Origin of the sequence: Streptomyces sp. NPDC018031 (assembly GCF_044327625.1) — a bacterium.
Lineage (GTDB): Bacteria > Actinomycetota > Actinomycetes > Streptomycetales > Streptomycetaceae > Streptomyces.
Genome location: NZ_JBIRFT010000004.1, coordinates 57,204 through 80,211, shown reverse-complemented (window position 1 = coordinate 80,211; position 23,008 = coordinate 57,204). Strand labels below are relative to the sequence as shown.

Below are 23,008 nucleotides of genomic sequence, written 5' to 3'. Positions count from 1 at the left end.
TCCCGGCCGTGGTGCTGAGCCTCATTCTGGCGGCCTCCGCGGGATTCTTCGCCGGTTCCTACACCTACGCCATGGCGAACCCGACACCGCACCGCCTCCCGGTCGCCGTGGTGGGAGACCACCGCGGCCCCACCGGCCAGGCGTTCGTCACCGGCATGGAACGGGCGCTCGGCGCCTCGCTGCGGCTCCACCCCTACGACACCTGGAGCCAGGCCCGGGAAGCGGTGGAGGAACAGGAGGTGTTCGCCGTCTTCGAGGTGGGCGGCGAGCGCGTCCGGCTCGACGTCTCCGGCGCGTCCGGCTCCTCGGTGGCCGAGGTACTCGCCCGGACCGGCCCCGAGGTGGGCCGGGAGCAGGGGGTGCCGGTGACGGTCCGCGACGTCAACCCGCTCCAGGAAGGAGATCCGCGCGGACTCGCCCTGTTCTACATCTCCCTCGCCGCGGTGATCGTCGGCTTCGTCGGCGCCATCCAGCTCAGCGTGCACGCCCGCGCCCTCAACCCCGGGGAGCGGATCGCCTTCACCGCCGGCTACGCGATGCTGTGCGCCTTCGCCATCGTCGCGGTGGTGGACTGGCTGCTGGACGCGGTGGACCTGCCGTTCGCGGAGTCCTGGCTGATCCTGTCCCTCACCCTGTTCGCCTCCGGCATGGTCTTCTCCATGTTCAACGCGCTGATCGGCCGCTGGGCGATGCTCCCCACCTGGGGACTGATGGTGCTGGTCGGCAACCCCTCGTCCGGCGGCGCGGTGTCCTGGCCGCTGCTCCCGTCCCCGCTGGTCGTCCTCGGCCGCTGGCTGCCGCCGGGCGCCTCGGTCAACGCCCAGCACACCGCGGTCTACTTCCGCGACCACCAGCACCTCTTCCCGTTCCTGGTGCTCACCGGGTGGGCCGTCCTGTCCGGCACGGTGTTCTGGGTCTGGCGGCACCGCCACCCCGGCGGCCGCGAAGGGCCGGGCGAGGCGGCCGCGCCCCGGACCGGCGACGCCCCGGCGAGCTGAGCCGCGCCCCGGACCGGCGACGCCCGGCGAGCCGAGCCGCGCCCGCCGGGGCTCCCGGGGCCTCCGTCCGGTCGCCGGGCCGGGGCTGCCGCTCCGTCCCGCCCGGGTTGCCGCGCCGAGCCGCCGCGCCGGACCTGGTGAACCGTGCGCCCGGGGCGCGGCGTTGTCCCGGGAGCGCCCCGGGACGGTGGCGGCTCCGTCACGCGCCCGCCGATTGCCGCCGGATCCGTTCCTAAGGCCACGGGCCCGTGCCAGGCTGGAGGCCGTGACCGCTGAGAGCCTGGACCGTGTGACCGGTGTGACGCCGGAACACACGACCGTGCAGTACGGAAACGCCGCGGACCCGCTCGCGGAGGACGCGCCGCCCGGCGACCCGGACCCGCGGCAGGCGCCGGCCACCGCCGCGACCGCGGTGGGCGCCCCGCCCGGCGCCGCGACCGGTGCGGACCCGGTGCCCGGGACCGCACCGCCGGAGCTGCCGGCCCAGGGCATGACCACCCGGGAGCTGCCGGCCCAAGGAATACCGGCCCAGGACCTGCCGGCCCGGGACCTGCCGCCGACCGGGCACCTGCCGGCCCGGGACCTGCCGCCGTTCGGGCACCTTCCGCCGGTCGGCGCCGCACCCGCGGGCGCCGCACCGTCGGTCACCGCCGCCGGCACGCTGCCCGGGCAGCCGACGGCCGGGCAGCCGGCGCCCGGGCAGCCGACGTCCGGGGAGACCGACGACACCCCGCGCGCGGGCCGCCCCGTGGACCGGCCGGAGCACTTCGAGGCCCTCCGCGCGCACCTCCTCGGCCTGGCCTACCGGATGCTGGGGGAGGCCGGTGAGGCCGAGCGGGTGGTCCACGAGGCCCACCTCCGCTGGCAGCGGGCGGAGGCCGTGGACGTCCCCCGGGCCTGGCTGATCCGGCTCGTCGCCGACCTCTCCGTCAGCCGCTTCGCCGCGGCCCGGGCCCGCCGGGAGCAGTATGTCGGATCCTGGCTCCCCGAGCCCGTGCGGTACGCCGAGACCCGGCTGGGCCCGCTGGAGACGGCCGGGCAGCGCGAGTCCCTCTCCCTGGGGGTGCTGGTGCTGCTGGAGCGACTCGCCCCCGCCGAACGGCTGGCCTTCGTGCTCCGGGAGGCGTTCGGCCACAGCGACGCCGAGACGGCCCGGCTGCTGCGGATCGAGGAGGCCGACGTCCGCCACCTGCACCACCGGGCCCGGGCCGAGGTGGGCGCCCCGCGCCGGCGCCCCGCCAACCCGCCCGAAGAGGGCGCCCGGATCGTCGGCCGGTTCCTCGCCGCGGTCGTCGACGGCGACGCGGAGGGGCTGGAACAGCTGCTCACCGACGATGTGATGGCCTGGTTCGACGGCGGCGGGAAGGTCGGTACGCCGCGGCGCCCGGCCATCGGCAGCGCCAAGGTCGCCCGGCACCTGATCGGCTGGGCGGCCGAGTCCGGGGTGGCGCGCGCCGCGACGCAGATCAGCGCGGTGAACGGGGAGCCCGCCGTGCTGGTCCACGAGTCGGGGGTGCTGACCTGCGTCATCGCCCCCGAACTGGTACCCGGCCGGATCGTCGGCGTCCGCACCATCGCGAACCCCGACAAGCTCGCCTTCGCGGCCGCGCAGCGCGGCTGACCTCCGCGACCGCGGGAGGGGACGCGCGGCGCGCCTTCGACCGCCGGTCTCGACGCCGGGATCCGGGAGCCCGCCCGGGCGGGGGTGAGCGGTGCCGCGCCGGGCCGGGGCGTCGCACAGCCCGCGGACGGGTCACCGGACCGGCCGCACCCGGCGGCCCGCCCGGCGAGCCGCCCGCCCGCTCGGCTCGTGAACCGCGGGTGCGAAGACATCTCCCGGCGGAGGAACACGTACGTCGACAAACGATCCGCCGCGACCTGGAAACCCCCGGGTTCGATCACCTCGCGTCACTCTTCGGCGTCATCCGATCAACCAGGTCCTACCGGCAGCTTTTCGGCTGAGAATCTCTTCCCGACGGGGCAGGTTCTTACGGAGACGACATGGATCAAGACGAACTCTTCAACCAGTTACGGGCGCAGAAGCTGAAGATCCTGGGCGAACACCACGCCGAGACGCGGCGGCTGCAGGAGGAGACGTCGGCCCGGCTCCAGGAGGTCACCCGGAAGGCGGTGCGGGCCGCCCGGGAGGGCCAGACCATCCCCTGCCTGGTCCGCTGGACGCCGGGCCCGGACCTCACCATCTACCACTCGCGCGACGCGCCGTGCGGACGGGTCCGCGACCGCCGGAACTTCCGCCGGATGAACGAACGCTCGGCCCGGAACGCGTCGCCCTACTGGACGCTCTCCCGCTGCACCGCCTGCCTGTGGTCGCGGGCGGCGGCCATCCACGGCAAGCGGCTGCTCGACGAGTCCGGCGGCGCCTAGCCGGCCGGCGCCCCGCCGCGGGCGCTCGCCGCTCCGAGGGAGCACGCGCCGGGCGTCCGCGGCAGCATCCCGGGCCGGGGCCCGTGGCAGCATCCCGCGCAGGGGCCCCGTGGCTGGACGTCGTGCCGGGCCGGCGGGCACCCGGCGGGAGACAACAGAAATGCCCGCTCCGAGAACCCTCGGGGCGGGCATCTTCCCTGATCAGGGACTGTGGCTGGGGCCGGGGTCGAACCGGCGACCTTCCGCTTTTCAGGCGGACGCTCGTACCAACTGAGCTACCCAGCCATGGGCACCCCCAGCTCTCGACGAGCTCAGGGCAGCAACCTCGCGGTTGCAGCGGTCCTGACGGGATTTGAACCCGCGGCCTCCACCTTGACAGGGTGGCGAGCACTCCAAACTGCTCCACAGGACCAAGCTTGTGCGAGCACTAGTCTCGCACATGGTGTTGCGTGCCCCCAACGGGATTCGAACCCGTGCTACCGCCTTGAAAGGGCGGCGTCCTGGGCCACTAGACGATGAGGGCTGATGGCCCACCTGTTGCGCCTTCCGGCGCCGTCGGGGACGTGAGAAGCATATGGGATGGCGGCTGGGTTCGCCAAAACGGTTAACGGAGAGGTCGGCGGGGGTGCCGCGCGGGTGGGACGGACGGCGGGCGGCACTGCCCCGTCCGGGGCTCGCTGGCGGACAATGGCGGCGTGCTGGAGATGACGCGCGAGGAGTTCGAGGAGCTGGTCGCCGAGGCGCTGGACCGGATCCCCCCGGAACTGACGCGGCTGATGGACAACGTGGCGGTGTTTGTGGAGGACGAGCCGCCCCCGGAGGACCCCGAGCTGCTCGGGCTGTACGAGGGGACGCCGCTCACCGACCGGGGCGAGTGGTACGCGGGCGTGCTGCCGGACCGGATCACGATCTACCGGGGGCCCACCCTGCGGCTGTGCGAGTCCCGGGAGGACGTGGTCGCCGAGACCGAGATCACCGTGGTGCACGAGATCGCCCACCACTTCGGTATCGACGACGAGCGGCTGCACGCGCTGGGCTACGGCTGAGGCCGCCGGGCGGGCCGCCGGACGCGGGCCCTGGGGCGCGGTGCGCCGCCTGGCCCGTGCGGACCCGCGCCCCGGCCGCCGGCACGCGGCCGCGGGCGCGGTGGCACCGGCCGGAGAGCGAGCCGGAGACCGAGGACGAGGGCCGCCCGGGTACCGCACCGGTCGCGGCCGGTCCGGGCGCGCCGGCGGCGTGTCCTGGGCGGTGCGGTGCCAGTTGGGCAGGGGGCCTGTTCCCCGCGGCCTGGAGGTGGCTCGCCCATGCCTGGAATTCCCGCCCGCCCCGCTCGTCCGTCCGCGCGTGCCGCGACGCGGGTGGCCGCCGTCGTGGCCGCCGCCGTGGCGCTGGGCGGCTGCATGAGCATCTCCGACGACGACGACCGGCCGGACAAGCGGGGCCGGACCGAGCAGCGGGGCCGGGCCGCGGAACCGGGCGGCGGGGCGGGTCCGCCCGGGCGGACCGCGCGGACCGGTGGGGACACGGCGCACCGGGACGGCAAGGGCGGCGGGGACGGCGAGGACGGCAAGGGGAAGAAGGGCGAGCGGGACGGGAAGGGTGACCCGTCGGCGTCCGCGTCCCCGTCCGCGCGATCGGGGGCGGGGGAGTCCTCGTCGGGTTCCGGGGCCTCCGGTGAGCCGTCGTCCGCGCCCTCCGAGCACGGCGGGGCCCCCTCGGACACCCCGCCCGCGCCGCGGCCGCCGGAGCCCTCCTCCCCGCCGCCGCAGACCTCGGACCCCGGGACCTCCGACCCCGGGCCCACCGCGCCCGCGCCGTCCGGCGACCCCGGCGGCGGGGACCAGGGCGGCGGCGAGGGTGGCGGCAGCGGCGGTCCGGCGGATCCCGGCTGACCGGACCGCGACGGCCCCGGGGCGGCCCCGCTACGGCCGGGCGGCCCGGCGGCCCCGGGGCTCCCGGTCGTGGGCCGCACCGGCGCGGGCCGGGGCGGGGATGAGGGCGCGGACCAGGGCGGCGGCAGGGGCGCGGTTCGAGACGGGGACAGGGCCGGCGGCAGGGGTGGAGCCCGGCTGAGCGGACCGCGACGCGTCCGCCCCGGGGCGGCCCCGCCTGGGGCCGGCGGCGGGTGGATTCCGGCGCGGTCCGGGGGCCCCGGTCGGGTGAATTTGCTTTCGACGGGTGGGAGTGCGTATGGTGGTAGATCGTTTGATCCCATTTGCCCGGCGCCCCAACCGAAGCGCGCCGCGTGGCGCGTTCCTTACCTTGCCGTGGCTGACCGCATTGAGGCGGTCTTTTGCGAAACACGGAGCTTGGGCGCGTGCCGAGACTCCGGAAGGTTTCGCATTTCGCATGTCCATTTCCACTGATCACTCCGTCATGCCCGCCGCCGACGAGGCCGTGGAGTCCACCGAGCCGACTCCGGTGACCGAGGCGGCCGAGGCGGCCGAGGAGACGGCTGCCGAGCAGGCGCCCGAGATCACCTTCGCCGACCTGGGGCTTCCCGAGCAGATCGTCCGCAAGCTGGCGCAGAACGGGGTGACCACGCCCTTCCCGATCCAGGCCGCGACCATCCCGGACGCGCTGGCCGGCAAGGACATCCTGGGCCGTGGCCGTACCGGCTCCGGCAAGACCCTCTCCTTCGGCCTGCCGCTGCTCACCACCCTGGCCGGGGGGCACACCGAGAAGAAGCGCCCGCGCGGTCTGATCCTCACCCCGACCCGCGAGCTCGCCATGCAGGTGAGCGACGCGCTGCAGCCGTACGGCGACGTGCTGGGCCTGAAGCTGAAGGTCGTCTGCGGCGGTACTTCGATGGGCAACCAGATCTACGCCCTGGAGCGCGGTGTCGACATCCTCGTCGCCACTCCGGGCCGGCTGCGCGACATCATCGACCGCGGTGCCGCGTCCCTGGACAAGATCCAGGTGACGGTGCTGGACGAGGCGGACCAGATGGCCGACATGGGCTTCCTGCCCGAGGTCACCGAGATCCTCGACCTGGTGCCGCAGGGCGGCCAGCGGCTGCTGTTCTCCGCGACGCTGGAGAACGAGATCGACACCCTGGTCAAGCGCTACCTGGTCGACCCGGTGACGCACGAGGTCGACCCGTCCGCGGGTGCGGTCTCCACCATGACCCACCACGTCCTGGTGGTGAAGCCCAAGGACAAGGCCCCGGTGACCGCCGCCATCGCGGCGCGCAAGGGCCGCACCATCATCTTCGTCCGCACCCAGCTGGGCGCGGACCGGGTGGCCGAGCAGCTGTGTGACGCGGGGGTGCGGGCCGACGCCCTGCACGGCGGCATGACGCAGGGTGCCCGGACCCGGACCCTGGCCGACTTCAAGGACGGCTACGTCAACGTCCTGGTCGCCACCGACGTCGCCGCGCGCGGCATCCACGTCGACGGCATCGACCTGGTGCTCAACGTGGACCCGGCCGGCGACCACAAGGACTACCTGCACCGCAGTGGCCGCACCGCCCGTGCCGGGCAGAGCGGCACCGTGGTGTCCCTCGCGCTGCCGCACCAGCGCCGGCAGATCTTCCGGCTGATGGAGGACGCGGGCGTGGACGCCTCGCGGCACATCGTCGGCGGCGCCGGGGCGTTCGACGAGGACGTGGCCCGGATCACCGGTGCCCGCTCGCTCACCGAGGTGCAGGCCGAGTCGGCGGCGAACTCCGCCAAGCAGGCCGAGCGCGAGGTGCAGCAGCTCACCCGTGAGCTGGAGCGGGTGCAGCGCCGGGCGAACGAGCTGCGGGAGGAAGCCGACCGGCTGGCCGCCCGGGTCGCACGGGAGCGCGGCGAGGAGCCGCAGGCGCCCGCCGCCGCGGTGGAGCAGGCCGAGGCCGGCCAGGGCGACGCCGCCGCCGCGGTGAGCACGCCGCTGGTGCCGGAGCAGGCCGCCGCCCCGGCCGCGGAGGTCACCGCCGCCGCGGACGAGGCGCCGCGTCGCGCCGCCGGCCACGAGCGGGGCTCCTACGAGCGCCGGGACCGGGACGACCGGGGCTTCAACCGGGACCGCCGGGACAACGACCGCGGCGGCTTCAACCGCGACCGTGACCGGGACCGCCGGGACGACCGGGGCGGCTTCAACCGCGACCGCCGGGACGGCGAGCGCGGCGGCTTCAACCGGGACCGTGACCGGGAGCGCCCGTCCTTCAACCGGGACCGCCGGGACAACGACCGCGGCGGCTTCGGCGGCAACCGTCCGTACGAGCGCCGGGACCGGGACGACCGCGGCTTCGGCCGCGACCGTGACCGGGACCGCCGGGACAACGACCGCGGCGGCTTCAACCGGGACCGTGACCGGGACCGCCGGGACGACCGGGGCGGCTTCAACCGCGACCGCCGGGACGGCGAGCGCGGCGGCTTCAACCGGGACGGCGGCGAGCGCGGCGGCTTCAACCGGGACCGCCGGGACGACCGTCCGGGTCGCCCCTTCGAGCGGCGCGAGCACGGCCACCGTGACCACCGCGACCACAACCACCGTGGCGGGGACCGCCCGTTCGGCCGGGACCGCCGGGACGACCGTCCGGCGCGCCGGGACGACCACCGCGGCGCCGGCGGCCGGTCCTTCGACCGCCGTGCCGACAAGCCCCGCTGGAAGCGGAACGGCTGATCCGGGCGGCGGCTGACCGCGGCCGCCGCACGACACGAAGGCCCGTACGACAGGACCCGGACCCCGGGTGTCGTACGGGCCTTCGCGCGTCGGAGGTAAGTCCGGCTCCACGGCGCCGCGTTGGGTTCCCCGAAAGGCTTCCACGGCTCGCTGGGGGTATTGGCTCGGGGCTTGGTCCCCGTCCGGGCTATGCTGCGGTGTACGGGTCATTAGCTCAATTGGCAGAGCAGTGGACTTTTAATCCATTGGTTCAGGGTTCGAGCCCCTGATGACCCACCCAGAACGGCAAGGTCAGTGCGCGGCCGAAGCGCCTCGGATGTCACTCCGGTGCCTCGACCCCCGCCCTGCTGGTCCGCTGCGGGCCCGAGAGGTCAGCGGTCATGCTTGCCGGCCGGCGGCGGCGTGACGAGGTGCCGCCCGGGCGGGGCGTCCTCCGTGCTCTCCGTCCCGGCGGCGGTCAGCTCGGCCGCGGTCTCGGCCAGGGCATCGTGGAGCAGCCGGGTGTCGGTGAGGTACCGGCCGTCCGGGGGTACGGGGCGGTGCCAGTGGAGATCGCGGCCGCGGGTCGCGTGCCGGGACGGGACGCCGACGAACGCCACCTCCCGGTCGGTGGCACCGAGGACCTGCACGTCCGGGATGCGCCACCCGGTGGCGGTCCCGGGTTCCACCAGCCAGTACATGAGGCTGCCCGATCCGTCGATGATGACCGGTCCGGACTTCTCCCCCAGCTGGTCCAGGGCGGGGGCACCGATGTCGGTGGGGGCTCGGACGGCGTCCCACCAGCGGCCGGCGCGCTGCGCCGTGCTCTCCTCCGGCGGCACCCAGCGGCCGGTCACCGCTCGGGCTCCGTGACGGCGAGGAACGCCCGGCGGTCGTCCAGCCACGCGTCGAGGGTCAGGAACCGGTCGACGTACCGCACGTCGGTCCACGCGGGGGTGACGATGCCGCGGGCGGATCCGTGGGTGATCAGTCGGTCGATGCGGGGCCACTGCCGGCGGTGGGCCATGGGGATGGCGGGCGGCGCGTGGTCGATGATCTCGGCGGTGACCTCGCAGCGCTGCCGGGCGGCGTACCGGCGCAAGCGGCCGAGCAGGACGTCCGGACGGCCGGGGCGGGCCGTCCTGGCGTAGAGGATGACCGGCCCGCCGCCGATCGGTAACGGGCTTGCCCGCTGGGCGGGCGGGCGGCGATGGGGTGCGTGGGTCGTCATGGTCGGCTCCGGTGACGGACTGTGTGGCTACCCTCACAGAGTGCCGGGATGGCCATCCGCTGGTGTTCCCGGATCGGGAACAACGGACATGGCCGTCGCTCCTTACATGCCGACCCAGGCGGCCAAGGAGGACAGCGACTCAGGGGCCCGGCGCTGGCGACGTACCAGTGTGCCGATGGTCTCCCGCATCAACGGGTGATACCGGGCCTGCTGCGGCGCCACCTTCCGGGCGCGCAGCAGGTACCGCTCCGCTGGTTCGTGCTTGCCCATCTGCGCGTAGGCGCGGGCCATCTCGATGTAGTACCGGCCCACCCGCATCTTCGGGTGCGACTCCGGGAAGTGCAGCCGGCGGGACTGCTGCACCGCCTGGCCCAGCTCTCCCAGCTCGACCAGCGTCGCGACGTCGAAGTGGGCGACGTTGGTCATGCCGAACGAGGACCAGTAGACGTCGGGCACATCCCGGCCGATCTCCGTCGCGGCCTTACGCGCCAGTTCGATGCGTCCCGTCACGGTGTCCGTGTCCTTCGCCTGGGCCGCGGAGATGGCCGCCGCCAGGTGGAGGCTGCCCGCCACGGCCAGGGCCTCGGTGGACCCGGGGTCGTCGTACTGCTCGACCAGGCGGTGACCGCGCTCGATCACGCGCAGGGCCATCTGGTTGTCGCCTCGGCGCAACAGCATGCTGCTGCGCTTGTTCAGCCGGATGGCGAGCAGCAGCGGGTCCTGGGCCTGCTCGGCCATCCAACCCATGCGTTCCAGGGCGATGGTGGCCAGGTGGTGGTAGCCGAGACGGTAGGCGAACTCGTACGCGGTCCAGTAGCACCAGCTCAGCGAGGTAGCGGCGCGCCGGTAGTCCGGCCCCGGCGAAAGCTCGCCCATCGCGGTGGTGAGTTCGCCGAGCAGGCCGGGCAGCGCGGTTCCGATGTCCTTGTACTCGGTGGCGCAGGCGCCGGCGCACAGGTCCCGCACGTCTCGCTCAACCTGTTCGAGCGGACGGGGAGTGACGTTCGGGTCGGGGCCGAGGTCGTACATGTCCAGGGCGTCCGAAAGCGGGGAGACGAGTCGGTCGAGCCGATCCTGCTGCAGCTCGGAGACGTACGGCTGGCCGGTCAGTGCGGCTACGTCGACTTGGAGGACTCTCGCCACCGCGGCGACCACACTGGGGGTGGCCGGCGCCAGCCCACGCTCGACCTTCGCGATGCATCCGCGGGAGAGGAACGCTCGCTGTGCGAGCGCCGATTGGGTCAACTGGCGAAGCTTCCGATAGTCGGCGATACGTGCGCCGATGTGCTCTCCGATGCTCAGTGGCATGCTGGGCTCCGTTCTGGCCTCGACACTCAGAACGCTACTCCCGGCCGGCTTCAGGGGTAAGAAACGAACGGTCCTCACCACCCGGTGGGGGCAGGCGGCGCGGCAGGCGTCCGTCGGGTCCGGGGCCCGGTGCCGGGGGCCGGGCCGGTGGGGGGCCGGTGGGGCCCGGGGTTACGGACGGCCGGTGGGGCCGAACGCGACCGGGAGCCGGTGCAGCCCGCGCATCAGGCCGGAGCGCCAGGTGAGGGTGGCGGGGTCGGCGGCGAGGCGGAGACCGGGGCAGCGCTCCAGCAGGCTGCGCAGCGCAACCGCGGCCTCCAGCCGGGCGAGCGGGGCGCCCAGGCAGTGGTGGACGCCGTGGCTGAACGCCAGGTGCCCGCGGGCGTCGCGCCCGATGTCGAAGCGGTCGGGGTCGGGGAAGCGCCGCGGGTCGCGGTTGGCGGCGACCAGGGCGACGAGTACCGGTTTGCCGGCGGGGATGCCGGTGCCGGCGATCTCCACGGCCTCGGCGGTGTAGCGGAAGGCGGAGGTGCCCAGGGGGCTCTCGTGGCGCAGCATCTCCTCGATCGCGCCGTCCAGCAGGGTCCAGTCGGCGCGCAGCGCGGCGAGCTGCCCGGGCTGGAGCAGCAGCGCGAAGGCGCCGCTGGAGATGAGGTTGACGGTGGTCTCGTGCCCGGCGACGAGCAGCAGGAAGGCCATGCCGATGGTCTCGTCGAGGGAGAGCCGGTCGCCGTCCTCGTCCGTGGCCCGGACCAGGGCGCTGAGCAGGTCGTCCCCGCCGGTGCGGCGTTTGGCGCCGATGAGTTCGGTGAGGTAGCCGGTCATGGCCTCGGCGGAGGCGGCCGCGTCGGGGTTGCCGGGGGTGACGATGTCGGCGGACCACTCGCTGAAGGCCTTGCGGTCGGGGGCCGGGACGCCGAGCAGTTCGCAGATGACGGCCATCGGCAGGGGCAGCGCGAAGCACTCCACGAGGTCGGCCCGGCCCTGCGGCAGCATGGCGTCCAGCAGTTCGTCGGTGATGCCCTGGACGCGGGGGCGCAGCGCCTCGATGCGCCGGGCGGTGAACTGGCCGGCGACCAGGCGGCGCAGCCGGGTGTGGTGCGGCGGGTCGACCTGGAGCATGTTCCGCCCGATGGCGTGCCCGCCGTCGTCCTCCCAGCCGCCCGAGTGCCGGACGTCGTTGCGCAGCCGGGGGTCGGAGAGGGCGGCCTTGGCCTCCTCGTGGCCGACGATCACCCAGACGTCGCCGGCGTCGGCGGTGCGGAGGCGGTGGACCGGGCCTCGTGCGCGGAGCTGGGCGAGGACCGGGTAGGGGTCGTCGGCGAGCGGTGTCCCGGGGCGTGTCAGGTCTTCGAGCGTGGGGGTGTGCATGGGTGTGCTCCCTGGTGGTGCGGCCGGCCGGGGGCGCGGCCGCGAGGGCCGGCGCACGGGCGCGGTGGCGCGGCCGGGTGGCGGCGCGGGCGCGGAAGGGGGCCGGAAACGTCGTCGTCGAGGAGAGGGGTGGGGGGTGTACCCGGGTGGGTGGGTACCCGGTGGTGAGTGGGGGGAGCGCGCGATGGTGGCGCGTCAGCGGGCGGCGCCGGTCAGGCCGGCAGCAGCGCCTCGATCCGGGCGACGACGTCCGGGGCGTCGGGCTTGACGCGTGAGCGGATGCGGTGGGCCACCCGGCCGTCGGGGGAGACGAGGAACTTCTCGAAGTTCCACTCGACGTCCCCGGCCACCCCGTGCTCGTCGGGGGTGGCGGTGAGCAGTTCGTAGACGGCGTGCCGTGCGGCGCCGTTGACCTCGACCTTCTCGAACAGCGGGAAGGTGACGCCGTAGGTGGTGGAGCAGAACTCCCGGATCTCCGCGGGGGTGCCGGGCTCCTGCTCCCCGAACTGGTTGCAGGGGAAGCCCAGCACGGCGAATCCTCGTGGCCCGTAGCGCCGGTGGAGTTCCTCCAGCGCGGCGTACTGGGGGGTACGGCCGCACTGCGAGGCGACGTTGACCACGAGCAGGGCCTTGCCCCGGTAGGGGCTGAGGTCCCCGGGCTCGCCGGCGAGGGTGCGGACGGGAATGTCGTACAGGGTCATGCCGGTGTGTCGCTCCTGTCGGTGGTACTTCGGCGGTCTGGTTCCGGGGCGGTCAGCCGGCCTGTCCGGTGGCGCCTTCCCAGTTCTTCCGGAAGGCGGCGACGAGGGCGGTGACGTCGTCGTCGGTCATCGCGGCACCCAGCCCGATCGTGACCGAGCGGCCGAGGAGCCCCTCGCTGGTCCGGAACCGCGGGGGCCGGTCCCACTCCACGCCCCACGGCGTGCGCCCCTCGCGTACCGCGCGGTTGGACGTCACGGTCTGCCCCTGGTACATCGTGTGCGCCGGGATGCCCGCCTCGTGCAGTCCGGCGACGAACCTGCGGGCGGCCAGCCGGGATTCGAGGAACAGCGTGAGGTCGCCGCCCGAGCCCTCCTCGTCGGGCAGCCTCCGCCACTGGACGGACAGGTCCGCGGTCTCGGCGCGGACCTGGCGGGCGACGTCCCGCAGCCGCCGGCACATCGGCGCCAGCCGGGGGAGCTGCGCGGACAGCACGGCCGCGGTCAGCTCGGTCATCCGGGTGTTGGTGCCGATGAACGGCGGCTGGTCGCCACTGCCCCGGGTCGCGCCCTTGGAGGTGGTGAACTGGCCGCCCTGGTCCTGGTACCTGGCCACCCGGTCGTACACGTCGGGGTCGGTCACGGTCACCGCGCCGCCCTCGCCGGCGGTGATGTTCTTGTCCAGCTGGAAGCTGAAGGCGCCGGCGTCACCGAGGCCGCCGACCGGCCGGCCGCGGTAGCCGACCCCGGCGGCCTGGGCGGCGTCCTCCACCACCCGCAGCCCGTGCCGGCGCGCCACCTCCAGGATCGGGTCCATGTCGGCGGCCACGTTGCCGAGGTGGACCGGCATCACGCCCCAGGTGCGTTCGGTGACCAGCCCCGCCAGCTGCCCGGGGTCCAGGGTGAGGGTGTCGTCGACCTCCGCGAACACCGGTATGCCGCGGGCGGCGACGACCGCGCTGACGCTGCCGACGAAGGTCACGGCGGGCACGATGACCTCGGCGCCCGCCGGGATGCCGAGGCCGACCATCGCGGCGGTGAGGGCGGCGGTCCCGGACGACACGGCGACCGTGTGCGGGACCCCCGCCAGCTCGGAGAACTCGCGCTCGAAGGTGTCGGTGCGGTGGCCCAGGTCCGGCCCGTAGTAGCGGAACAGCGACCGGGACCGGATGACCTCCATGGCGGCGGCGGCCTCTTCCTCGCCCCACAGCGCGAGGGCCCGCCAGGTCTCGTAGCGCATCCCGGGTTCGCCGGTCACTCGGCCGCTCCCGTCGCCGTGTCGAGGTCCGTCGTGCTGTGGCCCACCAGGAAGTCCTCCAGGAAGAGGTAGTCGAGCTGGCTCGGCCCGAAGAAGGCCAGTGCCTGCTCGGGGGTCTCCACGATCGGTTCGCCGCGGTCGTTGAAGGAGGTGTTGAGGACCACCGGCACGGAGGTGATCTCGCCGAACCGTTCCACCAGTGCGTGGAAGGGGCCGTTCGCCTCGGCGGTCAGGGTCTGCACCCGCGCCGTCCCGTCGACGTGGGTGATGGCCGGGACCTCCTGGCGCTTGTCCTCCCGCACCGGCGCGACGATCAGCATGTACGGGGACTCGATGTCGAGGTCGAAGTACTCCGACGCCCGTTCCGCCAGGACCGCGGGGGCGAACGGCCGGAACCACTCGCGGTGCTTGACCTTGCTGTTGAGGATGTCCTTCATCTCCGCGCGCCGCGGGTCCGCCAGGATGCTGCGGTGCCCGAGGGCCCGGGGCCCGAACTCGGAGCCGCCGGTGAACCAGCCGATGAGCGAGCCCTGCGGGAGGAGTTCGGCGGCCAGCCGGGCCGGCTCGGCCACCCGCCGGTAGGGCAGCCCGGAGGCGTCCAGCGCGGCCTGGATCTCCTCGGTGGTGTACCGGCGGCCGAGGTAGGTGTGGCGCTGGGGCCGCGGGGAGCCGGCGGGGGCTTTCGGGCCGCGCGGCCGCGGCTGCTCCCCGAGCACGTGGTAGCCGTAGTAGGCGCAGCCGACGGCGCAGCCGTTGTCACCGGCGGCGGGCTGGGCGAAGACGTCGGTGAACGGGGTGTCCCGCAGGATCTTGCCGTTGGCGACCGAGTTGAGCACCACCCCGCCGGCCAGGCAGAGGCGGGTCAGCCCGGTCTCCCGGTGCAGCCAGTGGGCGGCGTGCAGGACCGCGGTCTCCAGCAGGTCCTGGGCGGCCCAGGCGAGGTCGGCGCCGCGGGTGAACCGCTCCTCGCCCTCCAGCCCGTCCAGCGCGTGCTCGACGAAGTTCAGCAGTCCGCCGCTCCGCAGGTGCAGCTCGAACCTGCCCTCCGGCAGCAGGTCCAGGTGGCGGCGGAACTCGGCCCGGTAGCGGTCGGTGCCGTAGGGCGCGAGGCCCATGGTCTTGCCGTCCTCGGTCAGGTACCAGTCGCCCGCCTCGTAGAGGGTGAAGCCGATGGCCTTGCTGACCGCCTTGTACATGAATCCCAGCGAGTGGTCGCTGTCGCCGGCCTGGTAGACCCGGTCCGAGCGGAGCCCGTCGGTGCTCCAGTTCTTCCCGTACACCTTGGATATCTCGGTGATCTCGGTGCCGCTGCCGACCGACAGGGTCATCGTCTCGATGCCCTGTTCCTCGTCGTAGAGGCTGCCGGCGCCGTCGACGACGAGGATCGCGGCCTCGGGGAAGGGCGAGGGGTAGAAGGCGCTCGCGGCGTGCGCCATGTGGTGCCTGATCAGCGTCGTGCGGCTGCGGAACGGGAAGTAGCAGCTCGGCAGGAGCGTGTCGTCCGCGACGATCGCCTCCACGTCGGCGAGCCGGACCCCGTGCGTTTCCAGGCAGTACCGCCAGCACTGGTTCGCCAGCGAGTTCACATTGACGGCGTACTTGCGTCGAGCCAGGCGCTCTTCTTCGATGCCGACGGCGATCTCGCCGTTTTCGACGAGAGCAGCCGAGAAGTCATGATTTGAACCGCCGAGACCCAGAGCGAGCATACAGCCGTCCTTACTCCCAGTTCAGGCGTACCGATTTGGTGAGTACGGGACGCAACGCTACAACGTCACGCCGTGTTGGCCTACAGGCGAATATGAGCCATCCTCCACTCGGATCGAGTCGCGTTGCGGCCGGCCGGAAAGACCTGCTGCATGAGGCATTGACCTTGTATCCAGGGAAAACCTAGACTCCCCGGTCAACGGCAGAGTCATGCGCAAAAACAACCTGAATGCGGTGATGAAGGCGTGGCGCTGAAGACTCATTTCCGCGATGCGATGTTCGCGCATCGCGATGGACAGAACCGCCTCAAGCTCCTCATGAACGACATGGTCATCGAGGAACAGCTATGTCAGATGCGGTGTTCCTACTGCCTCACCGAGGACTTCAACCTCCTCATGAACGTCCCGGACGCCAGACTGCGCCTGACCACCGACCGGCGAGCGGACTGGCACGAGATTCTCGACGCCTATCACCGTCACGTGGACAGCCCGATCATGCGCCTCAGCGGCGGTGAGTTCTTCTGGCTGAAGGGCTCCACCGAGTTCGTCGAGGAATGCAGCGAGAAGTACGAGGTCGTCCAGGTCATCACCAACGGTGTGTTCCTCACGCCACCGCGGCTGGAGGCCCTCGCCGCGCTGGGCAACGTCCAGTTGTGCCTCTCCCTCGACGGCCACACGCTGGAGATGAACGGCCACCGGCTGCCGCCGAAGCAGCACCGGCTCTTCGACGTGATCATGAAGCACCTGGACCACGCGGTCGAGCTGGGGATTCCCATCGAGATCCAGGCGGTGCTCACCGACCTGAACGTCGCCTCCCAGGCGGACTTCGCCGAGTTCCTGCTCCAGCGGTACGGGCAGGGCGTGATGTTGTACTTCTTCCCGGTGCGCGGAGAAACCCGGACCTCGCACGCGCCGCCGCTCGGAGATCATTTCGCGACCCTGCTGGAGCGCTACGACGAGTTGCAGCCCGTTCTGCCGCCGCGCGCCTTCGTCGAGCACATAGGGAACCAGCTGAGCACCGGTGTGCGTACCCTGCGGTGCTATGCGACGTCCACCATGGTGCAGCTTTTCGGTCAGGGTGACGTCTCCTGCTGCCCGTATGCCTGGCTCAAGCCGATGGGTAATATCACCGAGCAGCCGGAGCTGATTTCCGAGCAGTTCGGGAAGCACCAGCACTACGATATGTTCATGCAGCCCCGGCCGCGTTTCTCGTACTGCAAGAGCTGCACCGGGCCGATCGACGTGGTCAATCTCTACCTCTTCGGCGGGATCTCCGAGGAGGAAATCGCGCGCTGTGCACCGTACGCCGGGCCCCGGGCTCTCGAACGGCTGCGGGAGCTGAAGGCGGCATTCGAGCCGATTTTCACGCCGGCCGAGTGAACGCCCCCCATCCGATCCCGTGGACGGTGGAATGTCAGAACCAGAGCACCCAAGGCGTCGAGGAGACGTAATGATATCCGTGGACGGGATTTCCGGCGACGATTTCGCGGGGGCCGGACTGCGCAGGCTCGGCACGCTGCCGCAGCACGACCTGCTCACTCTGGCCGGGGACTGGCTCGGCGAGCTGGCGCCGTGGCGGAACACCGGGAGCCTGGCGGCGATCTCCACCTCGCTGTCCGCCGAGTCCGTCCTGGCCTCGCTGTTCGTCTTCGGCGAGCCGGTGGCGGAGGCCGACGCCCGCGCCGGGGTCCCGGGCCCGCTGCTGGACCTGCTGCTGCGCGCCCGGGTGCTCTCCGAGGAGTCCGGGAAGCTGTCCGCCGACTACTGCCTGGTCCGCGGGGACGGCATGTCGCTGCTCGCCGCGTGGCGGGCGGCGGGCCGCGACACCGGGTCCTACGCGCCGTGGGTCGGCACCGACTCGATGACCCTGTCCCGGCTGGTGGCGGCGCGCCGCCGGGCCCGGACGGCGCTGGACCTGGGCTGCGGCACCGGCATCCTGGGGCTCTCGGCGGCCAGGAACGGCGCCGACGTGGTCTCGGTCGACGTCAACCCCGAGTGCCTGGCGGCCGCCACGTTCAACGCCCACCTCAACGGGCTGGGCGACCGGCTGACGGCGGTCGAGGGGGACATCATGTCCCTGGCGCTGGACTCCCGGTTCGACCTCGTGGTGTCCAACCCGCCCTGCCTGCCGCTGCGCCGCGGATCGCTGGGCTGGCTGGCCGGCGAGGCGGGCCTGGACGGCCTGGAGTTCTTCTGGGAACTGCTGCGCCGGGTGCCCGACCTGCTCACCGAGGACGGGGAGGCGCTGCTCCAGGCCGCCGCGTACGGCGACGAGCGGGGACCGTTCTTCGTGCCGGAGCTGGAGGCCGAACTGCGCCGCCTGAAGGTCTCCGGACGGCTGCTGCTGCGGCCCTCGACGCCGCCGCGCTGGCCGGCCTTCGCGCCGCGCGACGAGAACCAGCAGCTGACCGGGGTGCTCGGCGACGAGGTCCGGGAGTACGTCACGAGCATCGGTGCCACGCACTACTACGGGTTCGTCCTCTCCGTGCGGTCCGGTGACGGTCTGGAGGTCGGCCGCTTCCAGTGATCAGGCGGCCGGCCCGATCCACTCCGGCCCCAGCTCGGCCAGCTCCCGGGAGGCGACCGCGTCGGTCGCCTCCCGCAGGCTCAGGCGCGAGGTGTCGACCAGCCGGATGCCGGGTACGTCGGGCACCTCCGCGTCCAGGTGCCGTTCGGCCAGCCGGCCCTCGATGAAGTGCTCGCCGCCCGGATCGTTGCCGATCCGGGCGGCGAGGGCGTCGGGGTCGGCGCGCAGCCCGTAGTAGACCGCCTCCGCGCCGAGGTCCTGGAACACCTTCTGGAAGCGCTCGTAGGCCCGGTTGGCGAGGACCACCCCGCTGATGACCACGACCCGGGCTCCCCAGTCGCGGTAGACGGGCAGGGTGGCCCGCACGGTCGACGCCATCAGGTCGTACAGCGGCTGGTCGCCGTCCCACGGGTAGACCACGGGGTCGCAGTCCATCGCCGCGGACGGCACGCCGTACCGGGCCACCAACTGGTGGCCCAGCCGGGTCTTCCCCACTCCGGGGGCTCCGGTGATCACCACGATCCGCATCAGACGGCGCCCTCGCGCACGGTGCCGACCAGCCGGAAGCCCAGGTGCGGGATCTTCAGGAGCTTGGCGCCCGAGTCGATGTCGAGGAACTTCTGCTTCAGTACCGAGGTCACCCGGTTCACGTCCTCGCCCCCGGTGGCCGCGGTGAGGTCCTCGCGGGAGACGATCTGGCCCGACCGGCCGGCGAGCAGCCGCAGCAGCCCGGCCTCGGCGTCGGTGACCGGCACCGACTTCGACGGGGAGCACAGCGACCCCTTGCCGTCGAGCGTGAGCACCTGGGTGTTCTCCGGCGGGGTGACGTTCCTGAGGTAGTTGAGGGTCTCCACCAGCCGGGGCCGCCGCAGCGGACTGGCCAGGGTGAAGCTGTAGCCGCCGGAGACCGCGGCGAGCACGTCGGTCGCGGATATGCCGTCCAGCACGGCGACCGGGTAGCCGCCCCGGCCCTTGACGTCCGCGACGGTCAGGTCCTCCGGCGCGGGGGCCGCGCTGCGGTGGAAGGACACCAGCAGGGCGTCCGGGGGAGTCTCGTGGCCGGCCTCCGGGTCGGCGTCGTGCAGGGTGAGCCCGACTTCGGCGCACGCCTCGGCCAGGACCTCGAGGTCCGCCGGGGCAAGGGACTGGGCCAGAACGTACATAGGTAACCCTCCACAGGGGCGGCGGGGCCGCGGTCGCTGGTCGTGGGTGGGAGAGGTGGTCAGCCGGGGATCCGCCAGATCCGCTCGGCCGCCGGGTGGTCCGACTTCTCTGCCAGGTGGGTGCCGTGCCGTCCGATGCGGCGGATGATGCCCTGGCGCACCTGGATGCGGTAGGCCCGCAGCGCCTCGCGCTTGGTGAGGGCCGCCAGGTCGTCCACCGGCCGCAGTTCCGGGGACGGTTCGCCGAGTCCGGCCGCGGCGAGGCGGGGGGCGAGCCGCCGCGCGGTCTCCTCGGCGGAGGAGAACAGGGAGTACGGCTGGTCCTCGTAGAAGGCCACCCGGGCGCCGTCGAGCCGGCCGTCCCGCGCCAGCGCCAGCACCGCCTCCCGGCAGGCGAGGTGGTCGACGTGCCCGCCGACGCCCAGCGGCGCGTACACCTCGGCGGCGCCGTCCAGCAGGGCGGCGAGCCGGTCGGTGACGGCACCGAAGAGCTCCGGCTCCTCCTGCGCGAACCCGCCCGACCAGGCCGTGGCCGCGAAGAACGCGTCCCGTCGGAGATCCCGGTCGGCGGCGTCGACGAAGCCCAGCAGTTCCACCCGGGCGCCCAGCACGCGGGCGGCGACCGCCTCCTCGTCCAGCAGCAGACGCCGGGTCAGCTCCGGCCGGTCGGCGTAGTACGGCTCCTTGGTCCAGGTCTCGACGCTGAAGACGTCGAGGAACCGGGCCCCTTGGCGCGCCACCGTCCCGCCGAGGGCGAGCGCCGCGTCGTCCGGGTGCGGAGACACGATGACCGGGGCGTCCGGGGCGTCCGGGGCGGCGGGGCCGGCCCCGGCCGCGGGCGCCAGCACCACCAGGCCCTCCCGCCGCCACCGCTCGACGGTCTCCCGCTCCGCAGCGGGGAACCCGCCCAGCGGGCGGCTGCCGTCGCAGCGTGCCAGCAGGTCCGCGTCACCGTCCGGGGGCCGGTCCCCGCCGGACACCTCGCGCCCCATGAATTGGATCAGTCCGTCTGCCGTTTCCACATGTGGCAGCGCGATCGGGCACCATGTGTCAGGAATCTCCGTCATGTAACTCCGAGCCCGAAGTGACGAATAACAGACGCAATACGGGCGGCACTGTACCGATCGCCGACAGGTTCCCACAGAGGCCGAACCAGAAAGGCAGAAACACGGGGACGGGTGGCCGAAAAGCTGCCTCCGGAGAGTGTCGGGTCAGCCCCCTGCCGAGACGGCCAACGGAGGCGATTCCGGCCAATCATCCGGTGCGGACGCCCGTTCCGCAGGCCGCCGCCACCCCGGGCGCGACGGGTGCGTTACGGGTGAAGATCGTAAGTGAACCGGCACCTCAGCCCGCTTGTGCGGGAACCCGCGGAAGATCGTCAAGGCGTGGCTCCGGCCGGTTCCGCCGGCCGCGCACTCCATGGCCGAACATGTGCGGACGCCGGGAATCGGCCACGCGGTAGGCACCCTTGTGGTGGCCCCATTGCGTGGGAGATCTTCTCCTGTAGCCTCAAAGAGCGACATGGCCTGGCGGAGCGCGATTAGGGGGCGAAGCAGGGAATGGAGACTCGGGTACTACTTGTACAGCAAGGAGTCTGGGGCAATTCCGCAGCTTCCATGCCGCTGGCGATCGGTTACCTGAAGTCCTATGCCGACGCTGATGAGCGCATTCGGCGACGCATGGACATCTCCATCAGGAACTATCCCGGCGACGCCGGTCTGAACGCGATGGCCCGGGACCTGGTGCGGGACGGTTGTCCGGACATCCTGTGTTTCTCCGTCCTGGGCTGGAACTACCGCTCGTTCGGAACCCTGGCGGAGACGTTCAAGCAGCTGAACCCGGACGGCTGGGTGATCTTCGGCGGCAACCACGTCGCCCACCAGGCGGAGCGCGTCTTCCGTATGTTCCCGCAGGTCGACGTGGTAGTGAACGGCGAGGGGGAGCTGGTCTTCCGGGACCTCATGAACGGCTACCTGGACGGCGCCCGCCCCACCGAACTGCACGGGATCGCCGGCGTCTCCTTCCGTGAGGCGGACGGCAACCTCGTCACCACGCCGGAGCGGGAACGCATTCAGGATCTCGAGATCCTGCCGTCCCCCATTCTCAGCGGAGCGATACCGCTGGTGGACAAACAGGGGCGTTTTCTCTACGACTACGCCCTGATGGAGACCAACCGCGGATGTCCTTACAAGTGCGCCTTCTGCTACTGGGGAGGCGCGACCGGGCAGAAGATGCGGGCATTCTCGCGGGAGCGGCTGCGCGAGGAACTCGAAGTCCTGGGCCGGAACGGCGCGGACATCCTCATGCTCGCCGATTCCAACTTCGGGCTGCTGCGCGAGGACGAGGAGTTCCTCGACGACATGCTCCGGGTCCGCAGTAAGTACGGGTTCCCGCGGCGGCTCGAAACATCCTGGGCCAAGAACAAGTCGGCCGGCTTCTACCGCATCATGGAAAAGATGAAGCAGTCCGGGATGCACAGCGCTTTCATCCTCGCGCTGCAGACCATGGACGAGAACGTCCTGGACCTCATGCGCCGGCGGAATATGAAGCTGAACGACTGGGAAAGCCTGGTGGGATGGCTGACGGACCACGGCATCACCCCGTACCTGGAGCTGATCTGGGGAGCCCCGGGCGAGACCGTGGCGTCCTTCCTGGACGGTTACGACCGGGCGGCGCGGCACACGCCGTTCATCGCCGTCCATCCGCTGATGCTGCTGCCGAACACCGAATACCACGACAAGCGGGACGTGCACGGTCTGGTGACCGTGCGCGGCGAGAACGACGACTTCGACTACGTGCTGTCGCACCGGACCATGACGCTCGCCGACAACGAGCGGATGCTCCGCTTCATCTGCTGGAACCGGGTGCTCGCCCGGAGCCTGTGGCTGCACAACATCTGGGTCGCGCTGCGCGAACTGGCCGACGTCCCCCAGTCCCGCGTCATCCTCAGCTTCTCGGACTGGGTGGAGAGCAGCGACGACTCCGAGGCGATGGAGCTGCACGCGGTCGCCAAGCCGACCAGTTCCGCCAGCGAACAGGTCGACGCGAACGTCTGGCGGCTACTCACCAAGCGCCTGCTGAAGAAGTGGTGGGAGGAGGCCATGCGCCCCGGCCTGCCCGAGCACCTGGTGCAGTTGCTGGACGAGGTGTTCCGCTACGACCTGATGTGCCAGCCGGTCCGCCCGCTGCCCGACGGTTCGGGCCCCGAGGAGGACCTGCCGGTGGTCGAGAAGTACGGCGAACAGTGGCACATGCGCGACGGGGTGACCTTCACCCATCCCGTCCCCGAGCTGATCGCGGCGCTGCGGCGCGGCGAGCAGGTGAGCACGGAGCCGGAGAAGCACACGACGGCCTTCTACTACCGGACCGAGTTCGGCGGAGACCTCCAGCACTACTTCCGCATGGACCGCTTCCGGGGACTGACGGAGCAGCAGCTCGCCGAACAGTACACGCGGGTTTGACGAGATCCTTCACAACGGGAGACAAGAGACGATGGACCGCGCCGGGCTCATACGAGAACTGCACGAGATCGCAGCGGGGATGACCAAGTCCGATCAGCACCGGCAGCTGCCCGAGGAGGGAACGGGGGATGCCAGCCTGGTCGACCAGTACGGCTTCAGCTCCCTCGACGCCCTGGAGTACCTGCTGATCCTCGAGGAGAAGTTCGACGTCGTATTCGAGGACGAGGACCTGACGGAGGAGACGCTGTTCTCCATCGAGGGCCTCGCCACGTACATCCTGGACCAGAAGGTCGGCGAGAGCCCCTCCCTGCCGTGACG

20 protein-coding genes and 4 tRNA genes are annotated in these 23,008 nt (G+C 72.3%); 11 read left to right on the top strand and 13 right to left on the bottom strand.

Annotation, left to right across the window (positions count from 1 at the left end; translation table 11 throughout):
- Positions 1-11: 11 nt before the first annotated feature.
- The 3 genes from ACH4B3_RS12680 to ACH4B3_RS12670 all read left to right on the top strand — a co-directional run bounded on the left by ACH4B3_RS12680 (position 12) and on the right by ACH4B3_RS12670 (position 3,383).
- A complete protein-coding gene (locus ACH4B3_RS12680; protein ID WP_398462817.1) occupies positions 12-998 on the top strand; it encodes an ABC transporter permease in 987 nt (328 codons plus the stop codon).
- A gap of 265 nt (positions 999-1,263) precedes the next feature.
- Positions 1,264-2,619 carry a sigma factor-like helix-turn-helix DNA-binding protein gene (locus ACH4B3_RS12675; RefSeq protein ID WP_398462816.1) on the top strand — a complete coding sequence of 452 codons (1,356 nt, stop codon included), beginning with the start codon at positions 1,264-1,266 and terminating at the stop codon, positions 2,617-2,619.
- Between the two features lie 380 nt (positions 2,620-2,999).
- Complete coding sequence (locus tag ACH4B3_RS12670) at positions 3,000-3,383, top strand: hypothetical protein (protein WP_398462815.1); 384 nt, start codon at positions 3,000-3,002, stop codon at positions 3,381-3,383.
- Positions 3,384-3,594: 211 nt separating this feature from the next.
- Here ACH4B3_RS12670 and ACH4B3_RS12665 read toward each other — a convergent pair.
- The 3 genes from ACH4B3_RS12665 to ACH4B3_RS12655 all read right to left on the bottom strand — a co-directional run bounded on the left by ACH4B3_RS12665 (position 3,595) and on the right by ACH4B3_RS12655 (position 3,906).
- A tRNA-Phe gene (locus tag ACH4B3_RS12665) sits at positions 3,595-3,668 on the bottom strand.
- Positions 3,669-3,720: 52 nt separating this feature from the next.
- A tRNA-Asp gene (locus ACH4B3_RS12660) sits at positions 3,721-3,795 on the bottom strand.
- A gap of 38 nt (positions 3,796-3,833) precedes the next feature.
- A tRNA-Glu gene (locus ACH4B3_RS12655) sits at positions 3,834-3,906 on the bottom strand.
- Between the two features lie 172 nt (positions 3,907-4,078).
- Between ACH4B3_RS12655 and ACH4B3_RS12650 the strand changes: the two genes are divergently transcribed.
- The 4 genes from ACH4B3_RS12650 to ACH4B3_RS12635 all read left to right on the top strand — a co-directional run bounded on the left by ACH4B3_RS12650 (position 4,079) and on the right by ACH4B3_RS12635 (position 8,267).
- Positions 4,079-4,429: a metallopeptidase family protein gene (locus ACH4B3_RS12650; protein ID WP_398462814.1), complete on the top strand. Its 351-nt coding sequence runs from the start codon at positions 4,079-4,081 to the stop codon at positions 4,427-4,429.
- A gap of 258 nt (positions 4,430-4,687) precedes the next feature.
- On the top strand, positions 4,688-5,275 hold the full coding sequence (locus ACH4B3_RS12645; RefSeq protein ID WP_398462813.1) for a hypothetical protein: 588 nt from the start codon (positions 4,688-4,690) through the stop codon (positions 5,273-5,275).
- 457 nt (positions 5,276-5,732) lie between these two features.
- A complete protein-coding gene (locus tag ACH4B3_RS12640) occupies positions 5,733-7,991 on the top strand; it encodes a DEAD/DEAH box helicase (RefSeq protein WP_398462812.1) in 2,259 nt (752 codons plus the stop codon).
- A 203-nt stretch (positions 7,992-8,194) separates the two neighbouring features.
- A tRNA-Lys gene (locus ACH4B3_RS12635) sits at positions 8,195-8,267 on the top strand.
- Between the two features lie 95 nt (positions 8,268-8,362).
- Here the strand turns inward: ACH4B3_RS12635 and ACH4B3_RS12630 are convergent.
- The 7 genes from ACH4B3_RS12630 to ACH4B3_RS12600 all read right to left on the bottom strand — a co-directional run bounded on the left by ACH4B3_RS12630 (position 8,363) and on the right by ACH4B3_RS12600 (position 15,542).
- Positions 8,363-8,827, bottom strand: a complete 465-nt coding sequence (locus ACH4B3_RS12630; RefSeq protein ID WP_398462811.1) for a hypothetical protein — start codon at positions 8,825-8,827, stop codon at positions 8,363-8,365.
- Positions 8,824-9,201: a hypothetical protein gene (locus ACH4B3_RS12625; RefSeq protein ID WP_398462810.1), complete on the bottom strand. Its 378-nt coding sequence runs from the start codon at positions 9,199-9,201 to the stop codon at positions 8,824-8,826. Before ACH4B3_RS12625 ends, ACH4B3_RS12630 begins: the two co-directional genes overlap by 4 nt.
- Before the next feature lie 102 nt (positions 9,202-9,303).
- Positions 9,304-10,509 carry a helix-turn-helix domain-containing protein gene (locus ACH4B3_RS12620; protein WP_398462809.1) on the bottom strand — a complete coding sequence of 402 codons (1,206 nt, stop codon included), beginning with the start codon at positions 10,507-10,509 and terminating at the stop codon, positions 9,304-9,306.
- Positions 10,510-10,680: 171 nt separating this feature from the next.
- On the bottom strand, positions 10,681-11,880 hold the full coding sequence (locus ACH4B3_RS12615; RefSeq protein WP_398462808.1) for a cytochrome P450: 1,200 nt from the start codon (positions 11,878-11,880) through the stop codon (positions 10,681-10,683).
- 212 nt (positions 11,881-12,092) lie between these two features.
- Positions 12,093-12,581 carry a glutathione peroxidase gene (locus ACH4B3_RS12610; RefSeq protein WP_398462807.1) on the bottom strand — a complete coding sequence of 163 codons (489 nt, stop codon included), beginning with the start codon at positions 12,579-12,581 and terminating at the stop codon, positions 12,093-12,095.
- Positions 12,582-12,633: 52 nt separating this feature from the next.
- A complete protein-coding gene (locus tag ACH4B3_RS12605) occupies positions 12,634-13,836 on the bottom strand; it encodes a DegT/DnrJ/EryC1/StrS family aminotransferase (protein ID WP_398462806.1) in 1,203 nt (400 codons plus the stop codon).
- The gene (locus tag ACH4B3_RS12600; protein WP_398462805.1) at positions 13,833-15,542 is read right to left on the bottom strand and encodes a carbamoyltransferase; all 1,710 of its coding nucleotides are present in this window, start codon (positions 15,540-15,542) and stop codon (positions 13,833-13,835) included. The genes ACH4B3_RS12605 and ACH4B3_RS12600 overlap by 4 nt, the downstream gene beginning before the upstream one ends.
- A 351-nt stretch (positions 15,543-15,893) precedes the next feature.
- Between ACH4B3_RS12600 and ACH4B3_RS12595 the strand changes: the two genes are divergently transcribed.
- Together ACH4B3_RS12595 and ACH4B3_RS12590 are read left to right on the top strand one after the other, a co-directional pair.
- A complete protein-coding gene (locus ACH4B3_RS12595; RefSeq protein ID WP_398462804.1) occupies positions 15,894-16,919 on the top strand; it encodes a radical SAM protein in 1,026 nt (341 codons plus the stop codon).
- Positions 16,920-16,989: 70 nt separating this feature from the next.
- On the top strand, positions 16,990-18,066 hold the full coding sequence (locus ACH4B3_RS12590; protein WP_398462803.1) for a methyltransferase: 1,077 nt from the start codon (positions 16,990-16,992) through the stop codon (positions 18,064-18,066).
- On the opposite strand, the gene ACH4B3_RS12585 is transcribed toward ACH4B3_RS12590, so the two are convergent.
- The 3 genes from ACH4B3_RS12585 to ACH4B3_RS12575 are packed head-to-tail and all read right to left on the bottom strand — an operon-like array spanning position 18,067 to position 20,221.
- A complete protein-coding gene (locus tag ACH4B3_RS12585) occupies positions 18,067-18,594 on the bottom strand; it encodes a hypothetical protein (protein ID WP_398462802.1) in 528 nt (175 codons plus the stop codon).
- Positions 18,594-19,229: a transcriptional regulator gene (locus tag ACH4B3_RS12580; RefSeq protein ID WP_398462801.1), complete on the bottom strand. Its 636-nt coding sequence runs from the start codon at positions 19,227-19,229 to the stop codon at positions 18,594-18,596. The genes ACH4B3_RS12585 and ACH4B3_RS12580 overlap by 1 nt, the downstream gene beginning before the upstream one ends.
- A 59-nt stretch (positions 19,230-19,288) precedes the next feature.
- The gene (locus ACH4B3_RS12575; RefSeq protein ID WP_398462800.1) at positions 19,289-20,221 is read right to left on the bottom strand and encodes a PIG-L deacetylase family protein; all 933 of its coding nucleotides are present in this window, start codon (positions 20,219-20,221) and stop codon (positions 19,289-19,291) included.
- Positions 20,222-20,788: 567 nt separating this feature from the next.
- Between ACH4B3_RS12575 and ACH4B3_RS12570 the strand changes: the two genes are divergently transcribed.
- Both ACH4B3_RS12570 and ACH4B3_RS12565 read left to right on the top strand, forming a co-directional pair.
- Positions 20,789-22,690 carry a KedN5 family methylcobalamin-dependent radical SAM C-methyltransferase gene (locus ACH4B3_RS12570; RefSeq protein WP_398462799.1) on the top strand — a complete coding sequence of 634 codons (1,902 nt, stop codon included), beginning with the start codon at positions 20,789-20,791 and terminating at the stop codon, positions 22,688-22,690.
- A 31-nt stretch (positions 22,691-22,721) separates the two neighbouring features.
- Positions 22,722-23,006 (top strand): acyl carrier protein, encoded by a 285-nt coding sequence (locus ACH4B3_RS12565; RefSeq protein ID WP_398462798.1) that lies wholly within the window; start codon positions 22,722-22,724, stop codon positions 23,004-23,006.
- Positions 23,007-23,008 lie beyond the last annotated feature (2 nt).